The 22,905-nt window shown below is 63.3% G+C and carries 24 protein-coding genes, 1 other RNA gene, 1 pseudogene and 1 riboswitch; of the genes and pseudogenes, 13 read left to right on the plus strand and 13 right to left on the minus strand.

Annotated features, from left to right (window positions below; translation table 11 throughout):
- The 3 genes and pseudogenes from PPN31114_RS23660 to PPN31114_RS23670 form a co-directional block, all read left to right on the plus strand.
- A pseudogene (locus PPN31114_RS23660) lies at positions 1-98 on the plus strand (electron transfer flavoprotein subunit beta/FixA family protein); the annotation flags it as partial.
- Between the two features lie 12 nt (positions 99-110).
- Positions 111-1,043, plus strand: coding sequence for an electron transfer flavoprotein subunit alpha/FixB family protein (locus tag PPN31114_RS23665; RefSeq protein ID WP_150681990.1), 933 nt, complete (start codon positions 111-113; stop codon positions 1,041-1,043).
- 195 nt (positions 1,044-1,238) lie between these two features.
- Complete coding sequence (locus PPN31114_RS23670) at positions 1,239-3,020, plus strand: acyl-CoA dehydrogenase (protein WP_150681991.1); 1,782 nt, start codon at positions 1,239-1,241, stop codon at positions 3,018-3,020.
- Positions 3,021-3,149: 129 nt separating this feature from the next.
- Here the strand turns inward: PPN31114_RS23670 and ssrS are convergent.
- The 3 genes from ssrS to PPN31114_RS23685 form a co-directional block, all read right to left on the minus strand.
- A non-coding RNA gene (gene ssrS, locus PPN31114_RS23675) (6S RNA) lies at positions 3,150-3,331 on the minus strand.
- A 45-nt stretch (positions 3,332-3,376) separates the two neighbouring features.
- The gene (locus PPN31114_RS23680) at positions 3,377-3,688 is read right to left on the minus strand and encodes a cell division protein ZapA (RefSeq protein ID WP_150681992.1); all 312 of its coding nucleotides are present in this window, start codon (positions 3,686-3,688) and stop codon (positions 3,377-3,379) included.
- Positions 3,685-3,996 carry an ATPase gene (locus PPN31114_RS23685; protein ID WP_150681993.1) on the minus strand — a complete coding sequence of 104 codons (312 nt, stop codon included), beginning with the start codon at positions 3,994-3,996 and terminating at the stop codon, positions 3,685-3,687. Before PPN31114_RS23685 ends, PPN31114_RS23680 begins: the two co-directional genes overlap by 4 nt.
- Before the next feature lie 89 nt (positions 3,997-4,085).
- Positions 4,086-4,336: riboswitch (cobalamin riboswitch) on the plus strand.
- Positions 4,337-4,513: 177 nt separating this feature from the next.
- On the opposite strand from PPN31114_RS23685, the gene PPN31114_RS23690 reads away from it, so the two are divergent.
- The 7 genes from PPN31114_RS23690 to cobC all read left to right on the plus strand — a co-directional run bounded on the left by PPN31114_RS23690 (position 4,514) and on the right by cobC (position 11,738).
- Entirely contained in the window at positions 4,514-6,487 is a 1,974-nt protein-coding gene (locus PPN31114_RS23690) for a TonB-dependent receptor plug domain-containing protein (RefSeq protein ID WP_150681994.1), read from the plus strand.
- Between the two features lie 27 nt (positions 6,488-6,514).
- On the plus strand, positions 6,515-7,510 hold the full coding sequence (locus PPN31114_RS23695) for a FecCD family ABC transporter permease (RefSeq protein ID WP_150681995.1): 996 nt from the start codon (positions 6,515-6,517) through the stop codon (positions 7,508-7,510).
- Entirely contained in the window at positions 7,507-8,364 is an 858-nt protein-coding gene (locus PPN31114_RS23700) for an ABC transporter ATP-binding protein (protein ID WP_150681996.1), read from the plus strand. The genes PPN31114_RS23695 and PPN31114_RS23700 overlap by 4 nt, the downstream gene beginning before the upstream one ends.
- Before the next feature lie 69 nt (positions 8,365-8,433).
- On the plus strand, positions 8,434-9,093 hold the full coding sequence (gene cobO, locus PPN31114_RS23705; protein ID WP_150681997.1) for a cob(I)yrinic acid a,c-diamide adenosyltransferase: 660 nt from the start codon (positions 8,434-8,436) through the stop codon (positions 9,091-9,093).
- 73 nt (positions 9,094-9,166) lie between these two features.
- A complete protein-coding gene (gene cobT / locus PPN31114_RS23710) occupies positions 9,167-10,255 on the plus strand; it encodes a nicotinate-nucleotide--dimethylbenzimidazole phosphoribosyltransferase (protein ID WP_150681998.1) in 1,089 nt (362 codons plus the stop codon).
- Positions 10,256-10,371: 116 nt separating this feature from the next.
- On the plus strand, positions 10,372-11,145 hold the full coding sequence (locus PPN31114_RS23715; RefSeq protein WP_246182732.1) for an adenosylcobinamide-GDP ribazoletransferase: 774 nt from the start codon (positions 10,372-10,374) through the stop codon (positions 11,143-11,145).
- Positions 11,136-11,738, plus strand: a complete 603-nt coding sequence (cobC, locus tag PPN31114_RS23720) for an alpha-ribazole phosphatase family protein (RefSeq protein ID WP_150682000.1) — start codon at positions 11,136-11,138, stop codon at positions 11,736-11,738. Before PPN31114_RS23715 ends, cobC begins: the two co-directional genes overlap by 10 nt.
- Before the next feature lie 4 nt (positions 11,739-11,742).
- Here cobC and PPN31114_RS23725 read toward each other — a convergent pair whose 3' ends face one another.
- A complete protein-coding gene (locus PPN31114_RS23725) occupies positions 11,743-12,702 on the minus strand; it encodes a cobalamin-binding protein (RefSeq protein WP_150682001.1) in 960 nt (319 codons plus the stop codon).
- Between the two features lie 287 nt (positions 12,703-12,989).
- Here PPN31114_RS23725 and PPN31114_RS23730 point away from each other — a divergent pair, with 287 nt between their 5' ends.
- On the plus strand, positions 12,990-13,172 hold the full coding sequence (locus PPN31114_RS23730) for a hypothetical protein (protein WP_150682002.1): 183 nt from the start codon (positions 12,990-12,992) through the stop codon (positions 13,170-13,172).
- Between the two features lie 133 nt (positions 13,173-13,305).
- On the opposite strand, the gene PPN31114_RS23735 is transcribed toward PPN31114_RS23730, so the two are convergent.
- The 4 genes from PPN31114_RS23735 to cobU all read right to left on the minus strand — a co-directional run bounded on the left by PPN31114_RS23735 (position 13,306) and on the right by cobU (position 16,387).
- Positions 13,306-13,530 carry a hypothetical protein gene (locus PPN31114_RS23735; RefSeq protein ID WP_150682003.1) on the minus strand — a complete coding sequence of 75 codons (225 nt, stop codon included), beginning with the start codon at positions 13,528-13,530 and terminating at the stop codon, positions 13,306-13,308.
- Between the two features lie 254 nt (positions 13,531-13,784).
- Positions 13,785-14,843, minus strand: coding sequence for a threonine-phosphate decarboxylase CobD (gene cobD, locus PPN31114_RS23740; RefSeq protein ID WP_246182722.1), 1,059 nt, complete (start codon positions 14,841-14,843; stop codon positions 13,785-13,787).
- A 5-nt stretch (positions 14,844-14,848) separates the two neighbouring features.
- Positions 14,849-15,829, minus strand: coding sequence for an adenosylcobinamide-phosphate synthase CbiB (gene cbiB / locus PPN31114_RS23745; protein ID WP_150682004.1), 981 nt, complete (start codon positions 15,827-15,829; stop codon positions 14,849-14,851).
- A gap of 6 nt (positions 15,830-15,835) precedes the next feature.
- Positions 15,836-16,387, minus strand: a complete 552-nt coding sequence (gene cobU, locus PPN31114_RS23750) for a bifunctional adenosylcobinamide kinase/adenosylcobinamide-phosphate guanylyltransferase (protein WP_150682005.1) — start codon at positions 16,385-16,387, stop codon at positions 15,836-15,838.
- A 184-nt stretch (positions 16,388-16,571) separates the two neighbouring features.
- Between cobU and PPN31114_RS23755 the strand changes: the two genes are divergently transcribed.
- Positions 16,572-18,023, plus strand: coding sequence for a cobyric acid synthase (locus tag PPN31114_RS23755; protein ID WP_246182733.1), 1,452 nt, complete (start codon positions 16,572-16,574; stop codon positions 18,021-18,023).
- 24 nt (positions 18,024-18,047) lie between these two features.
- Here the strand turns inward: PPN31114_RS23755 and PPN31114_RS23760 are convergent, their stop codons facing one another.
- The gene (locus tag PPN31114_RS23760) at positions 18,048-19,088 is read right to left on the minus strand and encodes an STAS-like domain-containing protein (RefSeq protein ID WP_150682007.1); all 1,041 of its coding nucleotides are present in this window, start codon (positions 19,086-19,088) and stop codon (positions 18,048-18,050) included.
- 212 nt (positions 19,089-19,300) lie between these two features.
- On the opposite strand from PPN31114_RS23760, the gene PPN31114_RS23765 reads away from it, so the two are divergent.
- A complete protein-coding gene (locus PPN31114_RS23765) occupies positions 19,301-19,924 on the plus strand; it encodes a ParA family protein (RefSeq protein ID WP_150682008.1) in 624 nt (207 codons plus the stop codon).
- A gap of 70 nt (positions 19,925-19,994) precedes the next feature.
- Here PPN31114_RS23765 and panD read toward each other — a convergent pair whose 3' ends face one another.
- The 4 genes from panD to PPN31114_RS23785 all read right to left on the minus strand — a co-directional run bounded on the left by panD (position 19,995) and on the right by PPN31114_RS23785 (position 22,816).
- Positions 19,995-20,408 (minus strand): aspartate 1-decarboxylase, encoded by a 414-nt coding sequence (panD, locus tag PPN31114_RS23770; RefSeq protein WP_058375448.1) that lies wholly within the window; start codon positions 20,406-20,408, stop codon positions 19,995-19,997.
- Positions 20,409-20,555: 147 nt separating this feature from the next.
- A complete protein-coding gene (gene panC, locus PPN31114_RS23775; RefSeq protein ID WP_150682009.1) occupies positions 20,556-21,392 on the minus strand; it encodes a pantoate--beta-alanine ligase in 837 nt (278 codons plus the stop codon).
- A gap of 187 nt (positions 21,393-21,579) precedes the next feature.
- A complete protein-coding gene (locus tag PPN31114_RS23780; protein WP_370865918.1) occupies positions 21,580-22,455 on the minus strand; it encodes a segregation and condensation protein A in 876 nt (291 codons plus the stop codon).
- Positions 22,456-22,633: 178 nt separating this feature from the next.
- Entirely contained in the window at positions 22,634-22,816 is a 183-nt protein-coding gene (locus tag PPN31114_RS23785) for a DUF3460 family protein (RefSeq protein ID WP_150682010.1), read from the minus strand.
- Between the last annotated feature and the right edge of the window lie 89 nt (positions 22,817-22,905).

Consider the following 22,905-nt stretch of genomic DNA (forward strand, 5'->3'; position numbering starts at 1 on the left):
TGAAGGTGGCCGAGCCGCCCAAGCGCAGCGCAGGGGTGAAGGTGGCGGACGTGGCAACGCTCGTCGACAAACTGAAGACCGAAGCTAAGGTCCTGTAAGGAGACGACGAGATGAGCATTCTGGTAATCGCAGAACACGATAATCAATCGATCAAGGCCGCGACCCTCAACACCGTGACGGCAGCACTGCAATGTGGTGACGACGTGCACGTGCTGGTGGCGGGTTCGAACGCCAAAGCTGCCGCCGACGCCGCTGCACAAATCGCTGGCGTGAAGAAGGTGCTGCTTGCTGATGCGCCGTATTTCGCCGATGGTCTGGCAGAAAACATCGCTGACGAAGTGGTGTCGATCGCTGGCAACTACTCGCACATCCTGGCAACGGCAACCGCGTACGGCAAGAACATCGCCCCGCGCGTGGCTGCGTTGCTCGACGTCGCGCAAATCTCCGATATCACGAAGGTCGACAGCGCTGACACGTTCGAGCGCCCGATCTACGCGGGTAACGCGATTGCGACGGTGCAAAGCGCCGACAAGGTGAAGGTGATCACGGTGCGCTCGACGGGCTTCGACCCGGCAGCCGCCACGGGTGGCAGCGCCGCAGTGGAAAGCGTTGCCGCGACGCCGGACGCAGGCCTGTCGCAGTTCGTGGGCCGTGAGGTGACGAAGCTGGACCGTCCGGAACTGACGAGCGCGAAGATCATCGTCTCGGGTGGCCGCGGTCTGGGCTCGGGCGAGAACTACACGAAGGTGCTGGAGCCGCTGGCCGATAAGCTGGGCGCCGCTCTCGGTGCTTCGCGCGCAGCAGTGGACGCCGGTTACGTGCCCAACGACTATCAAGTCGGTCAGACGGGCAAGATCGTGGCCCCGCAGTTGTACGTGGCGGTGGGCATCTCGGGCGCGATTCAGCACTTGGCCGGGATGAAGGATTCGAAGGTGATCGTGGCGATCAACAAGGATCCGGAAGCGCCGATCTTCTCGGTGGCGGATTACGGTCTGGTGGGCGATCTGTTCACGGTCGTGCCGGAACTGGTGAACGCGCTGTAAGCGCGGGTAGGTCAGGTAGGAAAAACATCGTGCTGCGGGGCGAGTCGTAAGACTGGCCTCGCAGCCGATTCGCATGATGAGGTGGGCAATGCGCTGCGTCCTCATCCGAATCGGTCAAATACAAGACGATATAAAAACAAGAATCCCGGCATTCGCCACCATCCGCAGGCAAACGGAATCCCTTGGAGGAACGACATGAGTTATCAGGCCCCGATCAAGGACATGCAGTTCGTGATGAACGAGCTGGCGGACTTGTCGAGCATTGCGGCGTTGCCGGGCTACGAGGATGCCTCGCCCGAACTCGCGCAGGCCGTGCTCGAAGAAGCCGCACGCTTTAATCAGGAAGTGCTCGCGCCGCTCAACGTCATCGGCGATCAACAGCCGAGTACGTGGAAAGACGGTGTCGTCACGACGACGCCGGGTTTCAAAGAAGCGTTCAAACAGTTCTCCGAAGCCGGTTGGCAAGGCGTGTTGCATCCGCAGGAGTTTGGCGGTCAAGGCCTGCCGAAACTCGTCGCGACGCCCTGCACCGAAATGCTCAACGCCGCGAACCTGTCGTTCGCGCTGTGCCCGTTGCTGACCGACGGTGCCGTGGAGGCGCTGCTCACGGCCGGTAGCGACGCGCAACGTGCGCTGTACGTGCCCAAGCTGCTCTCAGGCGAATGGACGGGCACGATGAACCTCACCGAGCCGCAGGCGGGCTCCGACCTCGCATTGGTGCGCACGCGTGCCGATCGCGTTGGCGACGGCACGTACAAGATTTTCGGCACGAAGATTTTCATCACGTTCGGCGAACACGACATGGCCGAGAACATCGTGCACCTCGTGCTCGCGCGCACTCCTGATGCACCCCCGGGCGTGAAGGGCATCTCGCTGTTCATCGTGCCGAAGTTCAACGTCGACGCCGAGGGCAAGCTGGGCGCGCGCAACGACGTGCACTGTGTGTCCATCGAACACAAGCTCGGGATCAAGGCGAGCCCGACGGCGGTGCTGCAATTCGGCGACAACGGCGGTGCCACGGGCTATCTGATCGGCGAAGAGAACCGCGGCCTCGAGTACATGTTCATCATGATGAACGCCGCACGCTTCGCTGTGGGCATGCAAGGTGTTGCCGTGGCCGAGCGTGCCTATCAGCATGCCGTGGCGTATGCGCGTGAGCGCTTGCAGAGCCGTCCGGTCGACGGTTCGTCGCGCGATGCCGTGGCGATCATTCATCATCCGGATGTCAAACGCATGCTCATGACGATGCGCGCGCTGACCGAAGGCGCACGCGCATTGGCTTACGTCGCAGCGGCACAAGCCGACATTGGCCATAACGCCGCCGACGCGGGCGAGCGCAAGCGTGCACAGGCTGTGTATGAGTTTCTCGTGCCGATCGTCAAAGGCTGGAGCACGGAGATGTCGCTCGACGTCACGAGCCTCGGCGTGCAGGTGCATGGCGGCATGGGCTTCATCGAAGAAACCGGTGCTGCACAGTACTATCGCGACGCGCGCATTCTGCCGATTTACGAAGGCACGACGGCGATTCAGGCGAACGACCTGATTGGCCGCAAGACGTTGCGCGATGGCGGGGCCGTGGCGCGTGCACTGTTCGAGCAAATCGCGGCGACGGAAAACGATTTGCGCGCCGCAGGCGGTGTGGGACAAAGCGTTGCGGAACGTCTGGCGAAGGGCCGCGAAGCGCTATCGATTGTGGTCGACTACGTCATCGCGAACACGCAAGACAACGCGAACGCCGTGTTTGCCGGCAGCGTGCCGTATCTGAAGCTGGCGGGGATTGTGCTGGGCGGCTGGCAGATGGGCCGTGCATTGTTGGCGGCACAGGCGCGTCGCGCTGAAGATCCGGCGTTCTACGATGCGAAGATTGGTACGGCGCGTTTCTTTGCCGATCACATCCTCACGCAGGCGCCTGGCCTCGCGCAATCGATTACCGAAGGCGCAGATTCGGCGCTGTCGTTGAGCGAAGCGCAGTTCTGAGCCAGCGATCGACAGTAGTAAAAAAGGCGGCCTACGGGCCGCCTTTTTATTTTCCTTCACGCGTTGCATGCCTCGCATACGGCACGCGCACGAAAAAAAACGGCACTGCGCGAACGCAGTGCCGTGTATTGGGTCCCCGCCTCAGCCGCTAAGCCGGCATCCTGAACCGGGAGGTTCAAGGTGGTCGCGGTTAGTAACGCTTTGGGTTCATCAGACAGAGTGACGCTCACGCCAGCGCTACAAACTTCCGCAACCTGCTGCAAAGCATTGGTTCAAGGAATCTATGACTTTCGCGAACCAGGCAGGGAAAACTAACTTTTTGAATCGAACGACAGCGTGTGTTTTACAACGTTGACTCAGCTTTGATACTGGTCGATCACAGCACTCAATCGATCGTTCATGCGTTGCATTCTACTCTGAATTTCTTCAGCGGGGAATGCTTGTCCAGCAGCAATACTTTTTTCTAACGCAAGCAATTCGGATGCCAGGCTCAACGCTGCCATGACGGCAATGCGGTCGGTGCCGCGCACGCTGCTTTGCGCACGCACCTTGCTCATTTCGGCGTCCACACGTGAGACGGCGGAGAGCAGGTCGGCTTCGTGTTCCGGCGGGCAAGCGAGCCGGTACGACTGTTCCAGGATATGAACTTCGAGCTGCTTGATCGTCATGCGTGTTCTCCACCGGGGGTACCGAGCAGATCCATCTGACCCTCAGCGGGGTTTTGCGTCGGAAGCTTTTCCAGAATGGCATTCAGGCGAACCTGAGCCTCGTCGATCTTGGCGGCGAGCTGGTCGCGCTGCAAACGCAGGGCGTCACGCTCTGCGCGCAATTGTTCAATGGCGGCGCGGGTATCGTCGCATTCGGCGCGGGTGCGCTCAAGCTCACTTAGCAGTGCCTGATTGTGTTGATGAAAACGTTGGCTTATCACAACCAACTGTTCAATTTTGTCGGTGAGATTGTCGAGATCGGTGAGCATCGGGCTGCGTCCTCATAATTGCCCTACATTCTAACGGAATCGGCGGCCAATGCCCGACGAACGAGCATTGACGCTCGTTCGATTGACCCCTACACTTGCGGCGCTTCGGTGCTCGCGCACGCCCCCCGGCATGCGCAGTTAAACGGGAAACAGGGAGCCGCGCCCCCACACGGGCTGGCCAACCTGTGCTGCCCCCGCAACGGTAAGTCATCATTTCGGCCATAAAGGTTTCCGAAAACGCACCTCGCCTCAATCGCCACTGCAAGTTATTCGCTTGTGGGAAGGCCGGTCAGGCGCGACGATGACCAGCCCGGATACCGGCCGAGCGAGTGGGGATAAGCCATGCCGCCCGGCGCTGCCGCTGGCGGCTTGCCGTCGTTTTCATGTGCCGATGCGAATTCATGCCATGCCGTGAGATTCGCATCCGTGACCTGTCACCGGCGCTCCTCGTGCGCTGACGACCCGCGGGGGAACGGGTCAAGGCAAAAAAAGAAAACCACGGAAGTCACACCAGATCATGCGCTCCCACGTCCGCGCTATGGCGCAGCTCGCGCCCGCTTTTGTTCCTGCCCCACGCGCTGTCGCGCTCGCTTGCGCCTCGCTCGCGGCGACCTTCAGCTTCGCTGTGCACGCCCAGTCGGCCGCATCGGCACCGTCGCCCGACACAACGGCTGCGCCAGTGAGCGTCGCAGCCAACACCGCGACCAGCGACAACACCACCGCCGCCCAGCTCAAGACGACCGTCGTGACGGCCTCGCGTACCGAGCAAAAGCTCGCCGACACGCTCGCCGCCACCTCCGTCATCACGCGCGAAGATATCGAACAAAGCCAGGCGCAAGACCTGCCGACGCTGCTGCGCGGCCAGGCCGGCGTGGAGATCGTGCAGAACGGCGGCTTCGGCACGTCGGCCAGCATTTTCATGCGCGGCGCGGCCTCGAACGCATCGCTTGTGCTCATCGACGGTGTGCCGGTCAACTCGGCCACCACGGGCACGACCAACATCGCACAAATTCCGGTGTCGCAAATTGACCACATCGAAATCGTGCGCGGCAACGTGTCGGCGCTCTACGGTTCGCAAGCCGTGGGCGGTGTGATTCAGATCTTTACCCGCAAGGGCGACGGCGGCCCGCCGCGCGCCTATGCGGAAATTGGCTACGGCACGAACAACACCACGCAGGCCAACGCCGGTATCGCCGGGTCGTTCAACGACGGCAAGACCAACTTCTCGCTCGACGTGTCGCGCTTTCACACGAACGGCATCTCGGCCATCGACCCGCGCTTCTATCCGAAGAACGTGAATCCGAACCGCAATGGCGACGACAACACGAGCGTGAGCGCGTCCATCTCGCAAAAGCTCGGCGACACGTGGGAAGTGGGCGCGCGCCTGTTCCAAAGTGACGGCAGCAGCAGCTACGACAACGCGTACGGCAAGCCGACCGACTTGAACAACACCGACGCGCGTGTGCGTCAGATCTCGGGCTATGCGAAGGGCAACGTCACCGACAAATGGAGCACGCGCTTCTCGGTCACGCAGGGCGACGACTACAGCTACAGCTATCTGAACGACAAAGGCAACGGCAACTTCCACACGTCGAGCAACCAAATCGACTGGGGTAACGAATACGCGTTCATGCCCGACCAGAAGCTGATCGCGGGTTACACCCGTCTGGAACAGACCGTCGAGAGCAGCACCAACTACGGCCGCAACAACCGCCACGTCGATTCCGGCTACATCGGTTACGAAGGCGCCTTCGGCAAGCATCAGGTGCAGGCCAACGTGCGTCGCGACGTGTACTCCGACTTTGGCGGTGCAAACAGTTACTGGGTGGGCTACGGCTACAACCTGACGCCGATGTGGAAGTTCATGGCCAACGCATCGGACGGCTTCCGTGCGCCGACCTTCAACGACCTGTTCTATCCGGGCTATGGCAACCCGAACTTGCAACCCGAGCGTTCGATTTCGAAGGAAATCGGTGTGCAGTTCAACGGTGGCGAGCGTCTGGGCCTGGTCAAGCTGACGGGTTTCCAGACCAAGTACACGAACCTGATTCAGAGTCTGACCGTCTTCCCGTACACCGCCTCGAACGTGGCGAAGGCGCGTGTCGAAGGGCTTGAACTGACTTACACGGGCCGCCCGATTTTCGGCGTCGATGTGCGGGCTTCGTTCACGCGTCAAAACCCGACCGACTTGGATGCCGACAAGCAACTCGCGCGCCGCGCCAAGCAGTTCGGCTCGGTCGGCCTGTCGAAGACTTTCGACAAGTTCACCTTCGGCGGCGACGTGTTCTACAGTGGCGAGCGTTACGACACCGGCGGCCAGCATCTGGGCGCGTACACGCTCGTGAACCTGCAAGCGCGTTACGATATCGACAAATCCTGGTACGTCTCGGCGCATCTGGACAACGTCTTCAACAAAAACTACCAGACGGTATATGCCTACAACACGATCGGGCGCGCGATTTACGTCACGCTCGGCTGGAAGCAGTTCTGACGCATCGCCCTGGCAGGGCGTAGCGGCATGACGCTGCGTCGCGCCCTCGCCATCTGGACGGCACTCGCCAGCCTTGCGCTGGCGGTGCTCGTCGCATCGTTGATGCTGGGCAGCGTGCCCGTCTCACTGCGCGAGATCGGCGGCCTGGTACTCGGCCACGACGTCGGCCTCGCGGGCGACGTCGTTTGGCGTCTGCGTCTGCCGCGTGCGCTGGCGGCGTTTGCCTGTGGCGGTTTGCTGGCCGTCTCCGGCACGTTGATGCAGACACTGCTGCGCAACCCACTCGCCGATCCCTACGTGCTGGGCATTTCCGGCGGTGCCGCCGTCGCTGCATTGGCGTCGCTTGCGCTGATGTTGCCCTTCTTCTGGGTGCAGACCAGCGCGTTTCTCGGGGCATTAGCCGCGATTGCGCTTGTGATGGCGCTCTCGCACCGCAGTTTCTTCCGTCCGGGCGAACAGGACAGCAGCGCGCGCCTTCTGCTGACCGGCGTGATGATGGCGGCTGGCTTCGGCGCCATCGCGATGCTCATTCTCACGCTCGCCCCCGACGCCAGCCTACGCGGCATGCTGTTCTGGCTGACCGGCGATTTGAACGGCGTCGACCGGGCGACGTTGCCCTTGCTGGCGCTGGCCGCGACCCTGCTTATCGTTTGCCCCGTTGCCCATCGGCTCAATGTGATGCTGCGTGGCGAAGCCGTGGCGCAGGCGGTCGGCGTATCGGTCGGGCCGCTGCGCGCGCGAATTTATTTGGCGGCGTCGTTGGCGACCGCTGTCGCCGTGACCACGGCGGGCAGTATCGGCTTCGTCGGTCTCGTAGTGCCGCATATTCTGCGGCTGCGCTTCGGTAACGATCAGCGCATGCTGCTACCCGCCGCAGCGTTGGCGGGCGGTGTATTGCTCATGGTGGCCGATCTCATCGCCCGCACGATCGTCGCGCCGACACAACTGCCGGTCGGTGTCATTACCGCGATCATCGGTGTGCCGATGTTCCTCTGGCTGCTGTCGCGACGGGTGATGCGATGAGTGTGTCCACGCTTGTGGCGCAGCCGAATTCGCCCACACCACTGCTACATACCCACGCGCTGACACTGCGCGCGGGCGAACGAACGTTGGTGGATTGGATCGACTTTGCGGTCGCCCCCGGTGAGTGCTGGTGTCTCGCGGGGCCGAACGGCGCAGGCAAGACGACGCTGCTCAGCACGCTGGCGGGCTTGCGCAGCATCGACGCGACGCCGCATCGCGACGATGCCATCGCCGCGTCAGGGCGCATCGACATCGCGGGCAAGCCGCTGAGTCAATGGCGTGTCGGCGCACTCGCCAAGGTGCGCGCGCTGATGCCGCAGCAAACGCGAGACGCTTTCGGTGCCACCGCGCTTGAAGTCGTGCTCGCGGGCCGCCATCCGTATTTGGCGCAAGGCCGCTGGGGCGCGTGGGAATCTGAGGACGACATTGCTGCGGCCATGACCGCGTTGGCGCAAGTCGGCCTCGAAACGTTTGCGCAGCGCGACGTGACCACGCTCTCGGGCGGCGAGCGTCAACGGGTGTCGCTTGCGGCCGTGCTCGCGCAGGCGACGCCGCTGTTGCTGCTGGACGAGCCGATTTCCCATCTCGACTTGCATCACCAGATCGATGCGCTGGAGCGCTTGGCTGAGCACGCGGCACGCGACGATGCCGCTGTCGTTTTCTCTTGTCACGATTTGAATCTCGCGCGTCGTTTTGCGACGCATGCGCTATTGCTCGACGGGCGCGGCGCATGGCGTGCTGGCCCCGTACACGAGGTGCTCACGGCCGAATATTGCAGCGATGCGTTCGGCTATCCGCTGCGCCTGATTCGCGATGGCGACGACGAGGCCTTGGTGCCCGCACGCCGTGGCTAAGGCGCCGTCTTCTTTCCTATATTCCGCGCGTGGCATCGCGCCGCGCGCTTGCTTTCACAGGTGCTGTTCATGACGCAAGAGACGCCGCAGTTCGATCCCAACGCCACGCCCGACGCAGAGAGCGCCGAAGCGGCCCGCAACGAGCGCCATCGTGCCCGCATGGTGCGCAAGAAGGCGCTCATCGACGGCAAGATCGCGCAGGCGCAGCACGATTGCGGCGTGCTCGTCATCACCACCGGGAACGGCAAGGGCAAGTCCAGCTCCGGCTTCGGCATGGTGGTGCGTGCCATGGGGCACGGTATGAAAACCGGTGTGGTGCAGTTCATCAAAGGGGCGATTCCGACCGGTGAAGAGAAATTCCTGCGCCGCTTTCCCGAGGAATGCGAGTTTCACGTGATGGGCGAGGGTTACACGTGGGACACGCAAGACCGTGCACGCGACATCGCCAAAGCCGAAGTGGCGTGGGAGCAAGCGCGCCGCATGCTGAACGACGCTTCGTTCGGTCTGCTGTTGTTCGATGAACTGAACATCGCGCTCAAGCTCGGCTATCTCGATGTGAACAAGGTGATCGCCGATCTCGAAGCTCGCCCCGAGATGCAGCACGTAGTGATTACCGGTCGCGGCGCACCGCAGGCGCTGGTCGATGTGGCCGACACGGTGACCGACATGACACCGGTCAAGCACGCATTTGCGCAGGGCATTCGCGCACAACCCGGCGTGGAAATGTAAGCGCTGCCCGCTGCGCCCATGGCGCCCGATAGTGCCCGCCAGTCTCTAGTATTCGTTTCAGGAAGTCTCACGCATGACCGCTAACACCGCATACAGCCCATTGCTGGCCGAGTTGTTCGACGTTGCCGCACCGTCCGCGGCGATGGACGCCGCGTTGCAACACGCCATCGATATCAAGACCAAGCCGCCCGGCAGTCTGGGGGCATTGGAGCGCGTTGCGCTGCAAATCGGCCGCATTCAGCAAAGCCTGACGCCCGACCTCTCGCGCCCTGCGATGCTCGTGTTCGCGGGCGACCACGGCATTGTGGCCTCGGGCGTGAGTCCCTATCCGCAAGCGGTCACCGCGCAGATGGTGCTCAACTTCCTGCGCGGCGGGGCGGCGATCAATGTGTTCTGCCGTGCCAATCAGATTGAGATGGAAGTGATTAACGCGGGCGTAGCGGCAGACTTCCCGTCGCATGCGTCGCTCGTCGATATTCCCGTCGCGCGCGGCACGCAGAACTTTCTCGAAGGCCCCGCGATGTCGCGTGAGCAACTCGAGACGGCGCTGGCTGCCGGTGCTGCACGCGTCGTTGTGCATGCGCAGCGCGGCACGCGCATGATCGGGTTCGGCGAAATGGGGATCGGCAACACATCGGCCGCGGCCTGTGTGATGCAACGTCTGACAGGCTTGCCGCTCGCGGCGTGCGTGGGACGCGGCACGGGCGTGGACGACGCGGGTCTTGCGCGCAAGACCGCCGTGTTGGCGCAGGCGCTCGAAGCCCATCCGATGAGCGCAAACGTCGATCCGCTCGATGTGCTGGCCACCTTCGGCGGCTTTGAAATCGCGATGATGACCGGTGCGTATCTGGCGGCTGCCAAGCTCGGCTTGGTGATCGTGGTCGACGGATTTATCAGCACGTCGGCACTGCTCGTGGCAGCGCGCCTTGCCCCGGCGGTACTCGATTACTGCATTTTTGCGCATGCGTCCGACGAGGCGGGCCACCGCGCCATGCTCGATGCGCTGGGCGCGGCGCCGCTGCTGCAATTGGGGCTGCGACTGGGTGAGGGCACTGGTGCTGCGCTGGCCATGCCGCTGATTCAGGCCGCCGCCGCCTTTTTGCGCGACATGGCGACGTTCGAGGGCGCTGGCGTGAGCGATCGCGACGCCCCTACGGCATGACGACCCCCGCCCCCGATCCGTCCGATCATCCGTCCGGCGATCTGTCCGGCGATAAATCGACACCGCCCGGTGAGGCGTCGGCGCATGAGTTGGTGCCCACGGCACCCGGTGCACCGATGCACGACGATTGGGGCAAGCAGCAACTGCGGCTGTTCCTGACGGCGCTCGGCTACTTCACGCGCGTCCCGATCCCCGCTTGGGTGGGCTATTCGCCTGCGCAGTTGAACGCCGCGACACGCTTCTTCCCGATGGTCGGCGTGTTTGTCGGCTTGCTGGTCGCGTTGCTGACGGTGGCGATGGGAATGATCTGGTCGCCGCGACTGGCGATCGCGCTGGGGCTGGCCGTGAGTGTGCTGCTCACGGGCGCGTTTCACGAAGACGGTCTTGCCGATTCCGTCGATGCGTTCGGCGGCGCGTTCGCGCGCGAACGCGTGCTCGAGATCATGCACGACTCGCGCATCGGCACATACGGGGCGGTCGCGCTATGGCTGGCGCTTGCGATCAAATGGCAGGCGCTGGTCGATGTGCAAGCTGCGTTCGGATGGGGCGGCTTCGCCATCGTGCTGATCGGTGCGCATGCGGCAAGCCGCTGTATGGCGATCAGTTTGCTGCGTGCGCTGGACTATGTGCGCCCCGAGGGCAAAGCGAAACCGGTAGCGCAGCGCTTGAGCCTGAATGGCTTGCTGTTCGGCGTGGCGTGCAGCGTGCCGTGGGCATTCTGGCCGGATTGGCGCGCGGGCGTCACCGGCGCGGTGGTGCTCGTCGTGCTGCGCGGTGCGTTCATTCGCTATCTGCGCCGTCGTTTGGGCGGCTATACCGGCGACACGTTGGGCTTTGCGCAGCAGATTGGCGAACTCGCTCTGTATCTGACGGTGTGCGCATGGATCTGATTCTGCTGCGGCATCCGCCGCCCGATGTCGCGCCGGGCGTTTGCTACGGTCAGACCGATTTGCCGGTCGATGCCGCCAAGTTCGACGTCACGGTGGCAGCGATGCGCCAGAAACTGGTGACGCTGCTCGACGGCCGCCGTCCCCTGGCCATCCATAGCAGCCCATTGCAGCGTGCGCGAGACGCGGCACAGTCGATCGCTGCATCGTTGGGTATGCCGGTCACGGAAGATGCCCGCTTGTCGGAAATGCATTTCGGCGAGTGGGAAATGCAGGCGTGGAACACCATTGATCGTGACCAACTCGATGCGTGGGCCAACGACGTTACCGGGTTTTCGCCCCCGGGTGGCGAGTCGGCGCACGACGTGGCTTCACGCATGGCCGCATGGGCAAAGGCGGTGCTGGCCACGACTAAAGACTCGGCCCGCGATGTGCATGTCGCGGTGACACATGCTGGCCCCATGCGATTGCATGCCGCAGCCGCACTCGGTATGCCGCCCACGGCGTGTTTGTCGTGGGCGCTCGATTTCGGCGCAGTTTGCGCCTTGCGCGTGAGCAACGACGGGCAAGCCTGCCTGCTTCGCTGGAACGGCTGACAGACTACTGCGCCGCCGCCTTGGTGCGCCGTTCGCGCGCGATATCGAGGTCTTCGCACATCGTGCGTGCGCCATCGAGAATGCGGGGGCCGGGCCGGTTGATCAGATCGCCGTCGATACCGAATAAGTTGTTGTGCGCGACGGCAGGAAGTTGCGTCCACTTACGCCAGCTATCGAGCGTGGCGAGCGGCTTGTCCGACTTCGTGGCCCCGGGGGTTGCGGTGAACATCGCTTCCGGGCGCTTCGCGAGCACGGCTTCGACCGACACGCGCGGCACCAGCGCAGGCTCGTCGGCGAAGACATTGACGCCGCCACACAGCCGGATGACGTCGCTCACCATATGCGTGCCGTTGAGCGTCATCAACGGCTGCGTCCACACTTGATAGAACACCGGCACCGGCGCGCGCGATGAATACTGCATGCGCAGTGCCTCGTAACGCGCACGGAACGCGTTGGCGGCGGCCTGTGCCTTCGCGGGCGTGCCGGTGAGCGCACCCAGACGCTCGATGGCGTCGGGCAGGTCGGTCAAATGTTTCGGTTCCGAATAGAACACCGGCAACTTCAACTGGCGCAGCGCTTCGACTTGCCGCTGCGAATTGCCATGCATCCACACCACCAGCAGATCGGGCTTGAGCGCCAGAATGCGTTCGAGATCGAGCGCGCTGTTGTCGCCCACGCGCGGGATGCGACGTGCGGCTTCCGGGTAATCGGAGTACGCGACGGCACCGACCACGCGATCGCCTGCGCCTGCGGCAAACAGCAACTCGGTGGCATGCGGCGCCAGACTCACGACCCGCTGCGCCGGGGCGGGCAGCGTCACGGTCGCACCGGTGTCGTCTTTGACGGAGATCGCTGCGTGGACGCTGGCGACGAAGCCAACTGTCGAGAGAAGCGTGAAGGACAGCGCGGACAGCACGGCAGCGCGGGCGCTACGGCGAGAAAGAGTCTGGAGAGTCAGCGGCATTGACCGGGGAAGGAAGGCGTGGAAATGGGCTAGAAGGGCGTCCATCGACGCGATGAATCATCACGTGGCCCACAATATGGACCCCGTGCTGAACGACGAGCCCCGCCATTTTCGACGCGTTGCCGCGCCGCCGCAAGGACGGCGACGCATGGGCCGCTGTCTCGCCCACCGTGCGCCGCTCGCGAGGGTAAGATGCCCACGTGGCGAACCGATGTCACCTGGTTGCGGTCGAACGATGCGTAACATGTCCGGCACAGATGCCCGGGCGAGATAAGGAGTGAATTGACGTGAACGACGTGAAACGAAATTTCAGCATTTTGGGCGCGCTGATGGTGGCGCTCATGCTCGGCGCTTGCGCCAACACTGGCAGCGGCACGGGCGATTCGAGTTCGTCGGCGCGCAGCGGCGGTACGGGCAAAGTGGAGATGTACGGCGTGATCGACGGCGGTGTGACCACCACCATCAAATAAGCCGTCACGCGGTAACCCGGCAGGAAAACGACTACGCCCCCTGACTCAAATGAGTTCAGGGGGCGTAGTCGTTGTGGCGCAGCGCAGAATCGACCGTATGCCCGATCGAAGCCCGCGGCAACGCCGAGCGGCGTTAGTTGGAGGCCGGAGCCGGGGCGGCAGCGCCTGCGTCCGAAGCCGGTGCCATGGCGGCGCCAGCATCGCTTGCCGGGGCGGTGCTATCCGCCGGGGCGGCGGCCGGAGCCGATGCCGTGGTATCGGCGGCCGGAGCGGCCGATTGATCTTCCTTCTTCGAGCAACCCACCATCACGACGGTGGCGGTCAGGAGCGTAGCAAGCAACAGCGGCAGTTTTTTCATTTGGTCGTCCTTTTATATAGGGAAAGCCCTTGCGAAAGAACCCTCAGTCTAACGGCGCCCTGAGGCGAAGGCTGTGTGCATTTGTTGCAGAAATGCTTCAATTTGTAACGAAAACGGCGGCAAACGCATGTCATTTAATACCGCGTAAGGCGCCGCTGGGGCGGCGCGCCGTCTAACGAACGGACAGGGCACGCCCGATCAGAAGCATAACGGGGAGTTTGGATGGCTGCCGGGCACGGCAGTTCCCACAAATTTCAGGTGCGGGATATTTCGTCGAGTGCGTCGCGCAAGCGTTGCCAGTCCGATTCGTGCGCAGGAAGGCCCAGGCGCAGGCTCGGTAGCAGTCGCGTGCCGCCTGTTTCCAGCGGCACATGATGGTCGCCGAAGAAACGCGTCCAAATACCGCGGACGGCCAATTGCGTGTGCCAGGCGGAGGCTGCCGGATGCGGTGTCCACGCAAAGAGCGGCGTGCCGCGCGCCGGCCAATCATAGGCATGCAATAGCGTCAGAAGCCGCTCTCCGTCGCGTTGTAGACGCTCGCGCGTGGCAGATTGCCATGCAGTGTCGCGTAACGCCGCGCGTGCGGCGAAGCGGGCAGGGCCACTGACGGTCCACGCGCCAAGGGCGTGCGCCAGACGCTGGCCAAGGTCGGGCGGACAAAGCGCGAACCCCGCCCGCACACCGGCCAGCCCAAAGAACTTACCCACCGAGCGCAGCACGACGAGGCCGTCTTGCCCAGCGCGCGACGCCATCGAGGCGTCCGGCGATACATCGGCGAAGGCTTCGTCGACAATCAACAAGCCACCGCGCGCAGCCAGCGAACCTTGCCATGACGACAAGGTTTCGCGCGTCACGTGCCGCGTTGTCGGATTATCGGGATTCACCCAAACGAGATAGTCGATGTCGTCGAGGAGTCCGGCCTCTGGGCCGGGCCACGGCACCAGCGTATGCCCGGCCCGGAGGAACGCCGGGACGTATTCGCTGTACGTGAGCGAAGCGATGGTCACCCGCCCCGGGGGCAGCAGCGTTGGGAGCGTGCGAATAGCGGCTTGCGATCCGGCACAGGGCACCACGGTGTTCGCAGGCGCGCTGTAGTACTGGGCCGCGACTTCAATCAAATCGTCGAAGTCATCCGGCAGGTCGCGCCACACCTCGGGCGGTGGCGTCGGCACCGGGTAGCCGTGCGGATTGATGCCGGTCGACAGATCGAGCCATTCTTCGCGTGGTCGCTTAAAGCGCGCGATGGCTTCGCCCAGATTGCCGCCGTGGCGGGGGGCGGGCGGCATCGGCACGGGGGCTACGGGTGTTGTCATGTCGCTCATACCACTCCCACGGGCATTGCGTCCGCCTGCGAGGCGGCGAATAAGGCGAGTGCGCCGGTGACCACGAGCCACATCCACATCGAACGGGAGATGAGTCGCCAGGCGGCCTTGATGTGTTGTGCGGACGGTTCCATGCCGCAGCCCAGCGGCGGACGTGTTTCCCATTCGCCGTGATAGCGGGCGGGCCCGCCGAGTTGCACGCCGAGGCTGCCCGCACCGGCTGCCATCACGGGGCCCGCGTTGGGGCTCGACCACGCGCTCGCTTGCGTGCGCCAGCAGTCGATGGCGCGGGCGACATCGCCGAAGATGGCGTAACTCGCGGCGGTGAGCCGTGCCGGAATCCAGTTCAGCAGATCGTCGATACGCGCTGCGGGGCGGCCGAAATACAGAAACTGTTCGGTGCGATAGCCCCACATGGCGTCGAGCGTATTGGCTAGCCGGAACAGCACCACGCCGGGCGCTCCGGCGATGGCAAACCAGAAGAGCGCACCGAAGATGGCGTCGTTGCCGTTCTCTAGCGTCGATTCGACAGCGGCGCGTGCGATATCCGACGCGCTGGCGTCTTCGGTGTCGCGCGAGACGATGCGTGACGTCAGTTCACGCGCTTGCGGCAGGTCGCCATCGCGCAGCGCGCGGGCGATGGGCATGACGTGTTCGCGCAGGCTGCGTGCGCCGAGGGCGGCATACAGCGCGAGCGCTTGCCAGACGATGCCGCCCCAGCCGGGCAGGAACGTGAGCGCCCACGCGATGAGCACGGGCACGAGCAGCATGAGCGTCCAGCCCCAAGCGCCGCGCACCATCGCGCTGAAGGGTTTGTCGCGGGTGTCGGCGCTGTTGAGCCACGCCTCGACACCTGCCGCGACGAAACCGAAGCCGACGAGCGGATGCCAGCGTTTCGGTTCGCCGAGCCACGCATCGAGCAACACGCCGATGAGGCCGGCGAGCCAGAGCGATTCAGGGGAGAGTCCGGTGAGCATCCGCCATCATCCTTTGACGGCCATGGGCAGGCCGGCGACGACAAAACGCACCTGCGGTGCCAGCGCAGCGACGCGCTGGTTGAGGCGGCCAAGTTCATCGACATAGCGTCGCGTGAGCGAGCCCATCGGGATGACGCCAAGGCCGATTTCGTTGCTCACGACGATGAGTTTGCCGGGGGCGGTGGACAGCGCCTGCGCGAGGTCATCGACGACGTCGTGCCACGCCGCGTCGTCGACAGGGACATCGGGGCCATCGTCTGGCGGGCAGAGCCAACCGGCGAGCCACAACGGTAGGCAATCGACGAGAACGCAGTGACCTTCGCGCGCCGTTTCGCGCAATGCGCCAGCGAGATCGCGACCGACTTCTACCGTGGGCCAATGGGCTGGCCGACTGGCGCGATGATGGGCGATGCGAGCACGCATCTCGGGTTCGTCGCTCACCGCAGCGGTGGCGAGGTAGCTGACTGGCAGGCCGCTTTCCGACGCGAGGCGCTCTGCGAACGCACTCTTGCCGGAGCGCGCGCCACCCAGCACGAAAGTCAGGTCGTGGGCACTCATGGGCGATATTGTACGAGCGCCCGATGCGATAATCCGCTCCATGAGTGAAATCCCTGTCAATTCCAGCGTGGCGTCCGAGACGTTGTCGGACGCCGCATCATCGGCATCGTCTGTAGTTAACGCAGCAACGCTTGCGAGCGGCGCGGCCGAGGTGTCACGCGCATCGTCGCGACGCGGCACGCTGATGATTCAGGGCACGTCGTCCGATGCGGGCAAGAGCACGGTGGTGGCTGGGTTGTGTCGCCTGCTTTATCGCGAAGGCGTGCGCGTTGCGCCGTTCAAGCCGCAGAACATGGCATTGAACAGTGCCGTGACGGCGGATGGCGGCGAGATTGGCCGCGCGCAAGCGTTGCAGGCGCAGGCGGCGGGCATTGCGCCGCATACGGACTTCAATCCGGTGTTGCTCAAACCGAGCAGCGACCGCGGGGCGCAGGTCATCATCGGTGGCAAGGTGGTCGCCGATCTCGATGCCCGTGCGTATCAGGAATACAAACCGAGGGCGATGGCGGCGGTGCTGGCGGCCTATGAACGGCTGCGTGCCGGGTATGACGCCGTCATCGTGGAAGGGGCGGGCAGCCCGGCCGAAGTGAATCTTCGGGCGCGCGACATCGCAAACATGGGGTTTGCCGAAGCCGTCGACGCGCCGGTCTTACTGGTGGCGGATATCGACCGGGGCGGGGTGTTTGCGCAACTGGTCGGCACGCTGGCGTGTTTATCCGACAGCGAGCGCGCGCGCATTAAGGGGTTCGTCATCAATCGCTTTCGGGGAGACCCGTCACTGCTCACGAGCGGACTCGAATGGGTGGAGGCGCGCACGGGGATTCCGGTGCTCGGCGTGCTGCCGTATCTGCACGGTCTGCATTTGGATGGCGAGGACATGCTGCCGGGTGAACGGCACGCTGCGGCCAGCGGCGAGACGCGGCTGCGCGTGGCGGTGCCTGCGTTGCCCCGGATTAGCAATCACACGGATTTCGATGCGTTGCGCGCGCACCCACAGGTGGACTTCCGCTATGTGGGGGCCGGGCAGGCGTGGCCAGCGTCGGATCTCGTGATCTTGCCGGGCAGCAAGCACGTGCGAGCCGACTTGGCGTGGTTGCGGGCGCAGGGCTGGGAGCCCGCCATCGCGCGCCATCTACGCTATGGCGGCAGGGTGCTTGGCATCTGCGGCGGTTTGCAGATGCTGGGGGCGGCGATTCACGATCCAGAAGGTCTGGAGGGCGACGCCGGGACGACGGCGGGCCTCGGCTGGCTGGAGATCGAGACGACGATGGCGCCTCAAAAGCAGCTTCGCGTGGTGAGCGGCCGTCTGAGCGTGGGCGACGCACCGGTGCGTGGCTACGAGATTCACATGGGCGTGACGCAGGGGGCGGCGCTGTCGCGTCCCGCCGCACGGCTCGATGGCGACGGCGGGGAAATGCCGGACGGCGCCCGTTCTGCCGACGATCAGGTCATGGGCACGTATTTGCACGGACTGTTCGACACACCCGAGGCGCTGCACGCGCTGCTGACGTGGGCGGGTGCGCGCGATATCGAAGCACAGGACTACAACGCATTGCGAGAAGCGTCGCTGGACCGGCTCGCGGACTCGTTCGCCGCGAATATGGATTTGGCGCGCGTGTGGGCTTGTTTGCGGTGAAAGGGGCGGTGATCCCCGCCTCAGTTATCTAGTGCCTCCGACGCGATTGATCATGTATTGCACGTCGTCGTTTGCGTTGGTGATCTTCAGTCTCACTTCGGGGCGTTGTTGATTAAATACCCGGAAAATCTCATCGGCGAACCCCTGCCCGATGGTATCGATGTCGGCGAAATCGAAAATCACGGTATGAAAGCGTTCGATTCGCGCGAGCAAACGCTGCGCTTGCGAGCGGGAGACAACGCTTTCACTACCAAAACGTGCGAGCCGTACGGGGATTACCGTCTTGTTGAATCGCGAAAGTCCTTCGTCGTCGTCCATTTCGGTGTACTCATCGAAGATGGTCCGCAGCGATCTTTCTGTGAAATGACAGAGGCGTAGCGCCACGACTGTCCCCTGTTTTGTATTGGCATCGTCCGTCAACATGTCTTCGTGCCGATCGGTGTGATCGAAAATCAGATCGCCTGAATGTATCTGGAACCGATCGAATGCTCTGGACGTAAAGAAAATGCCTTCCCCGGAATGGTGGGCCGGGTCCGTCGTCAATTTCCCCTTCGCTAGCTCGAGAATGGCGAGCCGTTCGTCGGGTAGCGCACACAGTCGCGTCAATCGACGAAAGATTCCTTCGCCGTCGTCCGAGATGAGCATGGTGGCAAATGCCCCTGTGATGACTACGCTCACCGTAACGGCTGTTCCTTCCGAGTGGTCTTTGGCGTTGTTCAGCATTTCGGTCGCGCCGTAGTCCCAGATTCGCATTGCCGCCGGGTCGGCGTATCGGGCAATGAGCGGGCGAATTGCGTCAGTCCACACAACGTGCTCGTCGAACCCATGCAATTCGAAGGCTTTCGCATGGTGCTCTAGACGGCAAAGGGTGTACCGCTTCGGTCTGTGGTTGCCGTCTTCCTGAAGCAACCCCGCTGCCACCCAACGCCGAACTTGCGACGCCGCGGCCTGGCGAGAGATACCTCGTGCAGTCTCCAAAATAGGCGCAAGCGGGCTACTTTCGTCGAACTTATATTGCTCGGACAGCAGGCGGGCAGAATCAGCGTCGAAGCGAGTCGGGTCCAATGTAAACCTCAGCTAGTCGTCATGGAAACATGGCGGTGAATTATTGTAATGCTGATGTTGACGCGGCGCTTTTGCACGCAACGTGCGTGTACACGTTCGACGAATACTGCCGTCGATCACCGTTTCCGCAATGGATAACAGAAGCCAGAAGCAGGGGACCCGTCACGAAGCCGTTGTAAGATGTGCGGAAAATCGACCTCGGGGAGTGCGTAATGCCGGTGATCGTGGTGGCGAATCCGAAAGGTGGCGTGGGCAAAAGCACGCTGGCAACGAATCTGGCCGGATATCTGGCCGCGCAAGGCCACGCGGTCATGCTCGGCGACACGGACCGCCAGCAGTCTTCCCGGGCTTGGCTAGGGCTGCGCCCGCCCGCGCTGCGGCCCATCGCGACATGGGACGTCGATCACAGCGAAGTCGCCCGTCCGCCCAAAGGCACCACGCACGCCGTGCTGGATACCCCCGCAGGCCTGCACGGCAAACGGCTAGACACGATCCTCAAGCTCGCCAATTACGTGCTCGTGCCGCTGCAACCGTCCATCTTCGACATCCTCGCGACCCGCGACTTTCTGCAAAAGCTCCGCGAAGAAAAGGCCGTACGCCAGGGCGATGTGCGCGTCGGCGTCGTCGGGATGCGCGTCGATGCCCGCACCCGTGCCGCCGACCAACTCGCCCGCTATTGCGATGAGGCCGAGTTGCCCGTGCTCGGCATGCTCCGCGATACCCAAAACTACGTGCAACTCGCCGCCCACGGGCTCACGCTCTGGGACGTGGCACCCAGCCGCGTCGAACGCGATCTGCCTCAGTGGGACGGGATCGTGAAATTCGTCGCCGCCTAGTTTTTGCTTCGCCTGAAACGAAAAAACCGGCCATCTCGGCCGGTTTTTTTGTGCTGCACGTTCGCGCGTCTTACTTTGCTGCGTCGAAGGCGCGGGTCTCTTCCCACGCTTGCAGCGGCACGTGATCGCGCTCGCCCTTTTGCACGTTCTTTTCATCGACAAACACGAGTTGCGGCTTGAAGCCCGCCAGCACGTCCTTGTTGTCGACCTGCGCATACGACACGATGATCACGATGTCGCCCAACTGCGCACGGCGCGCCGCCGCACCGTTCAACGAAATCATGCCGCTCCCACGCTCGCCACGAATGGCATACGTCGTGAAACGCTCGCCGTTGTTGACGTTGAAAATGTCGATTTGCTCATTCTCAACCAAACCCGACGCTTCGAGCAGGTTCTCGTCGATCGCACACGAACCCTCGTAATGCAATTCGCAATGCGTCACGGTGGCGCGGTGAATCTTCGACTTGAGCATGGTGCGGTACATGGCTTGCCTCTTGTGTTGCAATGTCGCGCACTCCGCGCGACGAATTAAGCACGCGCATCCGACACGCGCGCGAATATCCGCCAACGCCGCCCGCTATCCATCGCGCATCGCTGCGCACTCGGATACTGGCGGCGCCAGCACTCAGATTTAAATTTCCAAATTGTCGATCAGACGCGTGGCACCCAGCTTCGCCGCCGCCAACACGACCAAACTCTCGGCCGGTGCAGCACCCGGTGCGGGCGCACGCAGATTTGCACGCTGACGAATCGACACGTAATCCGGTGCCCAGCCCCGCTCGCGCAAGGTCTGCATCGCCGCCGCTTCCAGCGCTTCGTAATCGGTCTTGCCCGCGTTCACGTCGTCGCGAATCTGGCCCAGCAAGCGATACAACTGCGGGGCTTCGGCACGCTCGGTTTCCGACAGATAGCGGTTGCGCGACGACAGCGCCAAACCGTCGTCAGCGCGCACGGTCTCGGCGGCGATGATTTCGATCGGCAGTGCGAACTGTCGGCACATGCTGCGCACGATCATCAGCTGCTGATAATCCTTCTTGCCGAACACGGCCACGCGCGGTTGCACGCACGAGAACAATTTGGTGACGACGGTACACACGCCCTTGAAGAAGCCCGGGCGGAACTCGCCTTCGAGAATGTCGCCCAGATCGTGCGGCGGCTCGACGCGATACTCCTGCGGCTCGGGATACATCTCCTTCTCGTCCGGCGCAAACAACACGTAGACGTTCTCGCGCGTGAGCTTCTCGACGTCGTCCATCATGGTGCGCGGGTACTTGTCGAAATCTTCGTTCGGCCCAAATTGCAGGCGATTGACGAAGATGCTGGCCACGACCGGGTCGCCGTGCTGGCGCGCCAGTCGCATCAGCGACAAATGCCCTTCATGGAGATTGCCCATCGTGGGCACGAAGGCAACGCGATTCTGTCCGCGCAGTTGGTCGCGCAGTTCGTGAATCGAGGGGATGACTTTCATTGAGGTTCCGTGCGTGGCGTACGTGTGGGTTACGTCCAGCTCTGGTGCGCTTGATGCCCGATATTGGGGCGCGGCTGCCAAAACGTCCGGGGGATTGTAGAGGAAATCTCAACGGGCGTGCGCAAAACCGCAAGCACCGCGCGGACTCTGCTGTGCCACGGCATTACCGCATTGCCGCGTCCGCTTTTCAGTTGGGGGAGTACGTCAGGCGCACATAGATCGGCGCGAACGGCTCCGCCTGTGTAATCTCGAGCAACGACTCGCGCGCCAGTTCCAGCATGGCAATGAAGTTGACCACCACGACGGGCACGCCTCGCCCAACGTCGAACAACTCGGTGAACTCCATGAACCGCGCACCCTGCAAACGCCGCAGCATCTGGCTCATGTGCTCGCGCACGGACAACTCTTCGCGCGAAATCTTGTGATGCTGCACCAGCTTGGCCCGGCGCAGCACTTCGGCCCACGCCGCACGCAAGTCGTCGGCATCCACATCGGGGAACCGCGGCTGCAAGCTTTGCTCGATGTACACCTGCGAGCGCAGGAAGTCGCGGCCCAGCACCGGCAAGGTATCGAGCTTCTGTGCCGCCAGCTTCATCTGCTCGTATTCGAGCAGGCGGCGCACCAATTCGGCCCGCGGATCTTCCGCTTCTTCGCCCGTGTCGGCCTTCTTGACCGGCAACAGCATGCGCGACTTGATCTCGATAAGCATCGCCGCCATGAGCAGATACTCCGACGCCAACTCCAGGTTGGTGGTCCGGATCTGTTCGACGTACAGCAGATACTGCTTCGTCACCTGCGCCATCGGGATGTCGAGCACATTGAAGTTCTGCTTGCGAATCAGATACAGCAGCAAGTCGAGCGGACCTTCAAAGGCTTCGAGAAAGATCTCGAGCGCGTCGGGCGGGATGTAGAGATCGTTGGGTAGCGCAAACAGCGGCTCGCCATACAAACGCGCTCGCGCTACGCCATCGACGATGTCGGGCGTGGTGTCCTGCCCGTCGGGCGGGGCAGGCAGTTCCGCCGCCTTGGCTTCCCGGCTGGGCGAATCGACGTGCGCAGGCACCGGCGCGGTCTCGGAGGTAGGCTCCAAGACGGGCTCCAAAGCGGGCTCGGGTGTTTGCGACGGATCGTCAGGCGTGGTGGGATTCAACGCGATAGCTGGCTGGCGGCGGTGGGCGGTGCGAAGCGTGGCGTGACGGGCCTCGGCGGCAAACGCCGCACGTCAGGCCCGCAGGCACGGCTTACTCGCTCTGGTAGACGTACGGCTGTTGGGCCACGCGCGATTGCTGGGCGCGGCGGCGCTCTTCCATGTCGATGGGCTGCTTGTCCCACAACAGGGAGCGGCCCTGACGCTGCTCGGCTTCGAGCGTCGGCTTCTCGGTCTTGAGTTGCTTGATGAATTGGGTGATGTCGGACTCGTACATGATCGGTCTGCTTAAAAAATAGGCAATGCGAAATAGGCAAAGCAGCACGGCGCAAGCTGTGCGGAACGACGCGATTCTACCGCAAACCG

The organism is Pandoraea pneumonica (genome assembly GCF_902459645.1).
Taxonomy (GTDB): domain Bacteria; phylum Pseudomonadota; class Gammaproteobacteria; order Burkholderiales; family Burkholderiaceae; genus Pandoraea; species Pandoraea pneumonica.

Excerpts from the sequence above, each read along its gene's own strand:
- PPN31114_RS23665 (WP_150681990.1), top strand. The coding sequence starts at position 111 with ATGAGCATTCTGGTAATCGCAGAACACGATAATCAATCGATCAAGGCC.
- PPN31114_RS23670 (WP_150681991.1), top strand. The coding sequence starts at position 1,239 with ATGAGTTATCAGGCCCCGATCAAGGACATGCAGTTCGTGATGAACGAG.
- PPN31114_RS23680 (WP_150681992.1), bottom strand. The coding sequence starts at position 3,688 with ATGACGATCAAGCAGCTCGAAGTTCATATCCTGGAACAGTCGTACCGG.
- PPN31114_RS23685 (WP_150681993.1), bottom strand. The coding sequence starts at position 3,996 with ATGCTCACCGATCTCGACAATCTCACCGACAAAATTGAACAGTTGGTT.
- PPN31114_RS23690 (WP_150681994.1), top strand. The coding sequence starts at position 4,514 with ATGCGCTCCCACGTCCGCGCTATGGCGCAGCTCGCGCCCGCTTTTGTT.
- PPN31114_RS23695 (WP_150681995.1), top strand. The coding sequence starts at position 6,515 with ATGACGCTGCGTCGCGCCCTCGCCATCTGGACGGCACTCGCCAGCCTT.
- PPN31114_RS23700 (WP_150681996.1), top strand. The coding sequence starts at position 7,507 with ATGAGTGTGTCCACGCTTGTGGCGCAGCCGAATTCGCCCACACCACTG.
- cobO (WP_150681997.1), top strand. The coding sequence starts at position 8,434 with ATGACGCAAGAGACGCCGCAGTTCGATCCCAACGCCACGCCCGACGCA.
- cobT (WP_150681998.1), top strand. The coding sequence starts at position 9,167 with ATGACCGCTAACACCGCATACAGCCCATTGCTGGCCGAGTTGTTCGAC.
- PPN31114_RS23715 (WP_246182732.1), top strand. The coding sequence starts at position 10,372 with ATGCACGACGATTGGGGCAAGCAGCAACTGCGGCTGTTCCTGACGGCG.
- cobC (WP_150682000.1), top strand. The coding sequence starts at position 11,136 with ATGGATCTGATTCTGCTGCGGCATCCGCCGCCCGATGTCGCGCCGGGC.
- PPN31114_RS23725 (WP_150682001.1), bottom strand. The coding sequence starts at position 12,702 with ATGCCGCTGACTCTCCAGACTCTTTCTCGCCGTAGCGCCCGCGCTGCC.
- PPN31114_RS23735 (WP_150682003.1), bottom strand. The coding sequence starts at position 13,530 with ATGAAAAAACTGCCGCTGTTGCTTGCTACGCTCCTGACCGCCACCGTC.
- cobD (WP_246182722.1), bottom strand. The coding sequence starts at position 14,843 with ATGACAACACCCGTAGCCCCCGTGCCGATGCCGCCCGCCCCCCGCCAC.
- cbiB (WP_150682004.1), bottom strand. The coding sequence starts at position 15,829 with ATGCTCACCGGACTCTCCCCTGAATCGCTCTGGCTCGCCGGCCTCATC.
- cobU (WP_150682005.1), bottom strand. The coding sequence starts at position 16,387 with ATGAGTGCCCACGACCTGACTTTCGTGCTGGGTGGCGCGCGCTCCGGC.
- PPN31114_RS23755 (WP_246182733.1), top strand. The coding sequence starts at position 16,572 with ATGATTCAGGGCACGTCGTCCGATGCGGGCAAGAGCACGGTGGTGGCT.
- PPN31114_RS23765 (WP_150682008.1), top strand. The coding sequence starts at position 19,301 with ATGCCGGTGATCGTGGTGGCGAATCCGAAAGGTGGCGTGGGCAAAAGC.
- panD (WP_058375448.1), bottom strand. The coding sequence starts at position 20,408 with ATGTACCGCACCATGCTCAAGTCGAAGATTCACCGCGCCACCGTGACG.
- panC (WP_150682009.1), bottom strand. The coding sequence starts at position 21,392 with ATGAAAGTCATCCCCTCGATTCACGAACTGCGCGACCAACTGCGCGGA.
- PPN31114_RS23785 (WP_150682010.1), bottom strand. The coding sequence starts at position 22,816 with ATGTACGAGTCCGACATCACCCAATTCATCAAGCAACTCAAGACCGAG.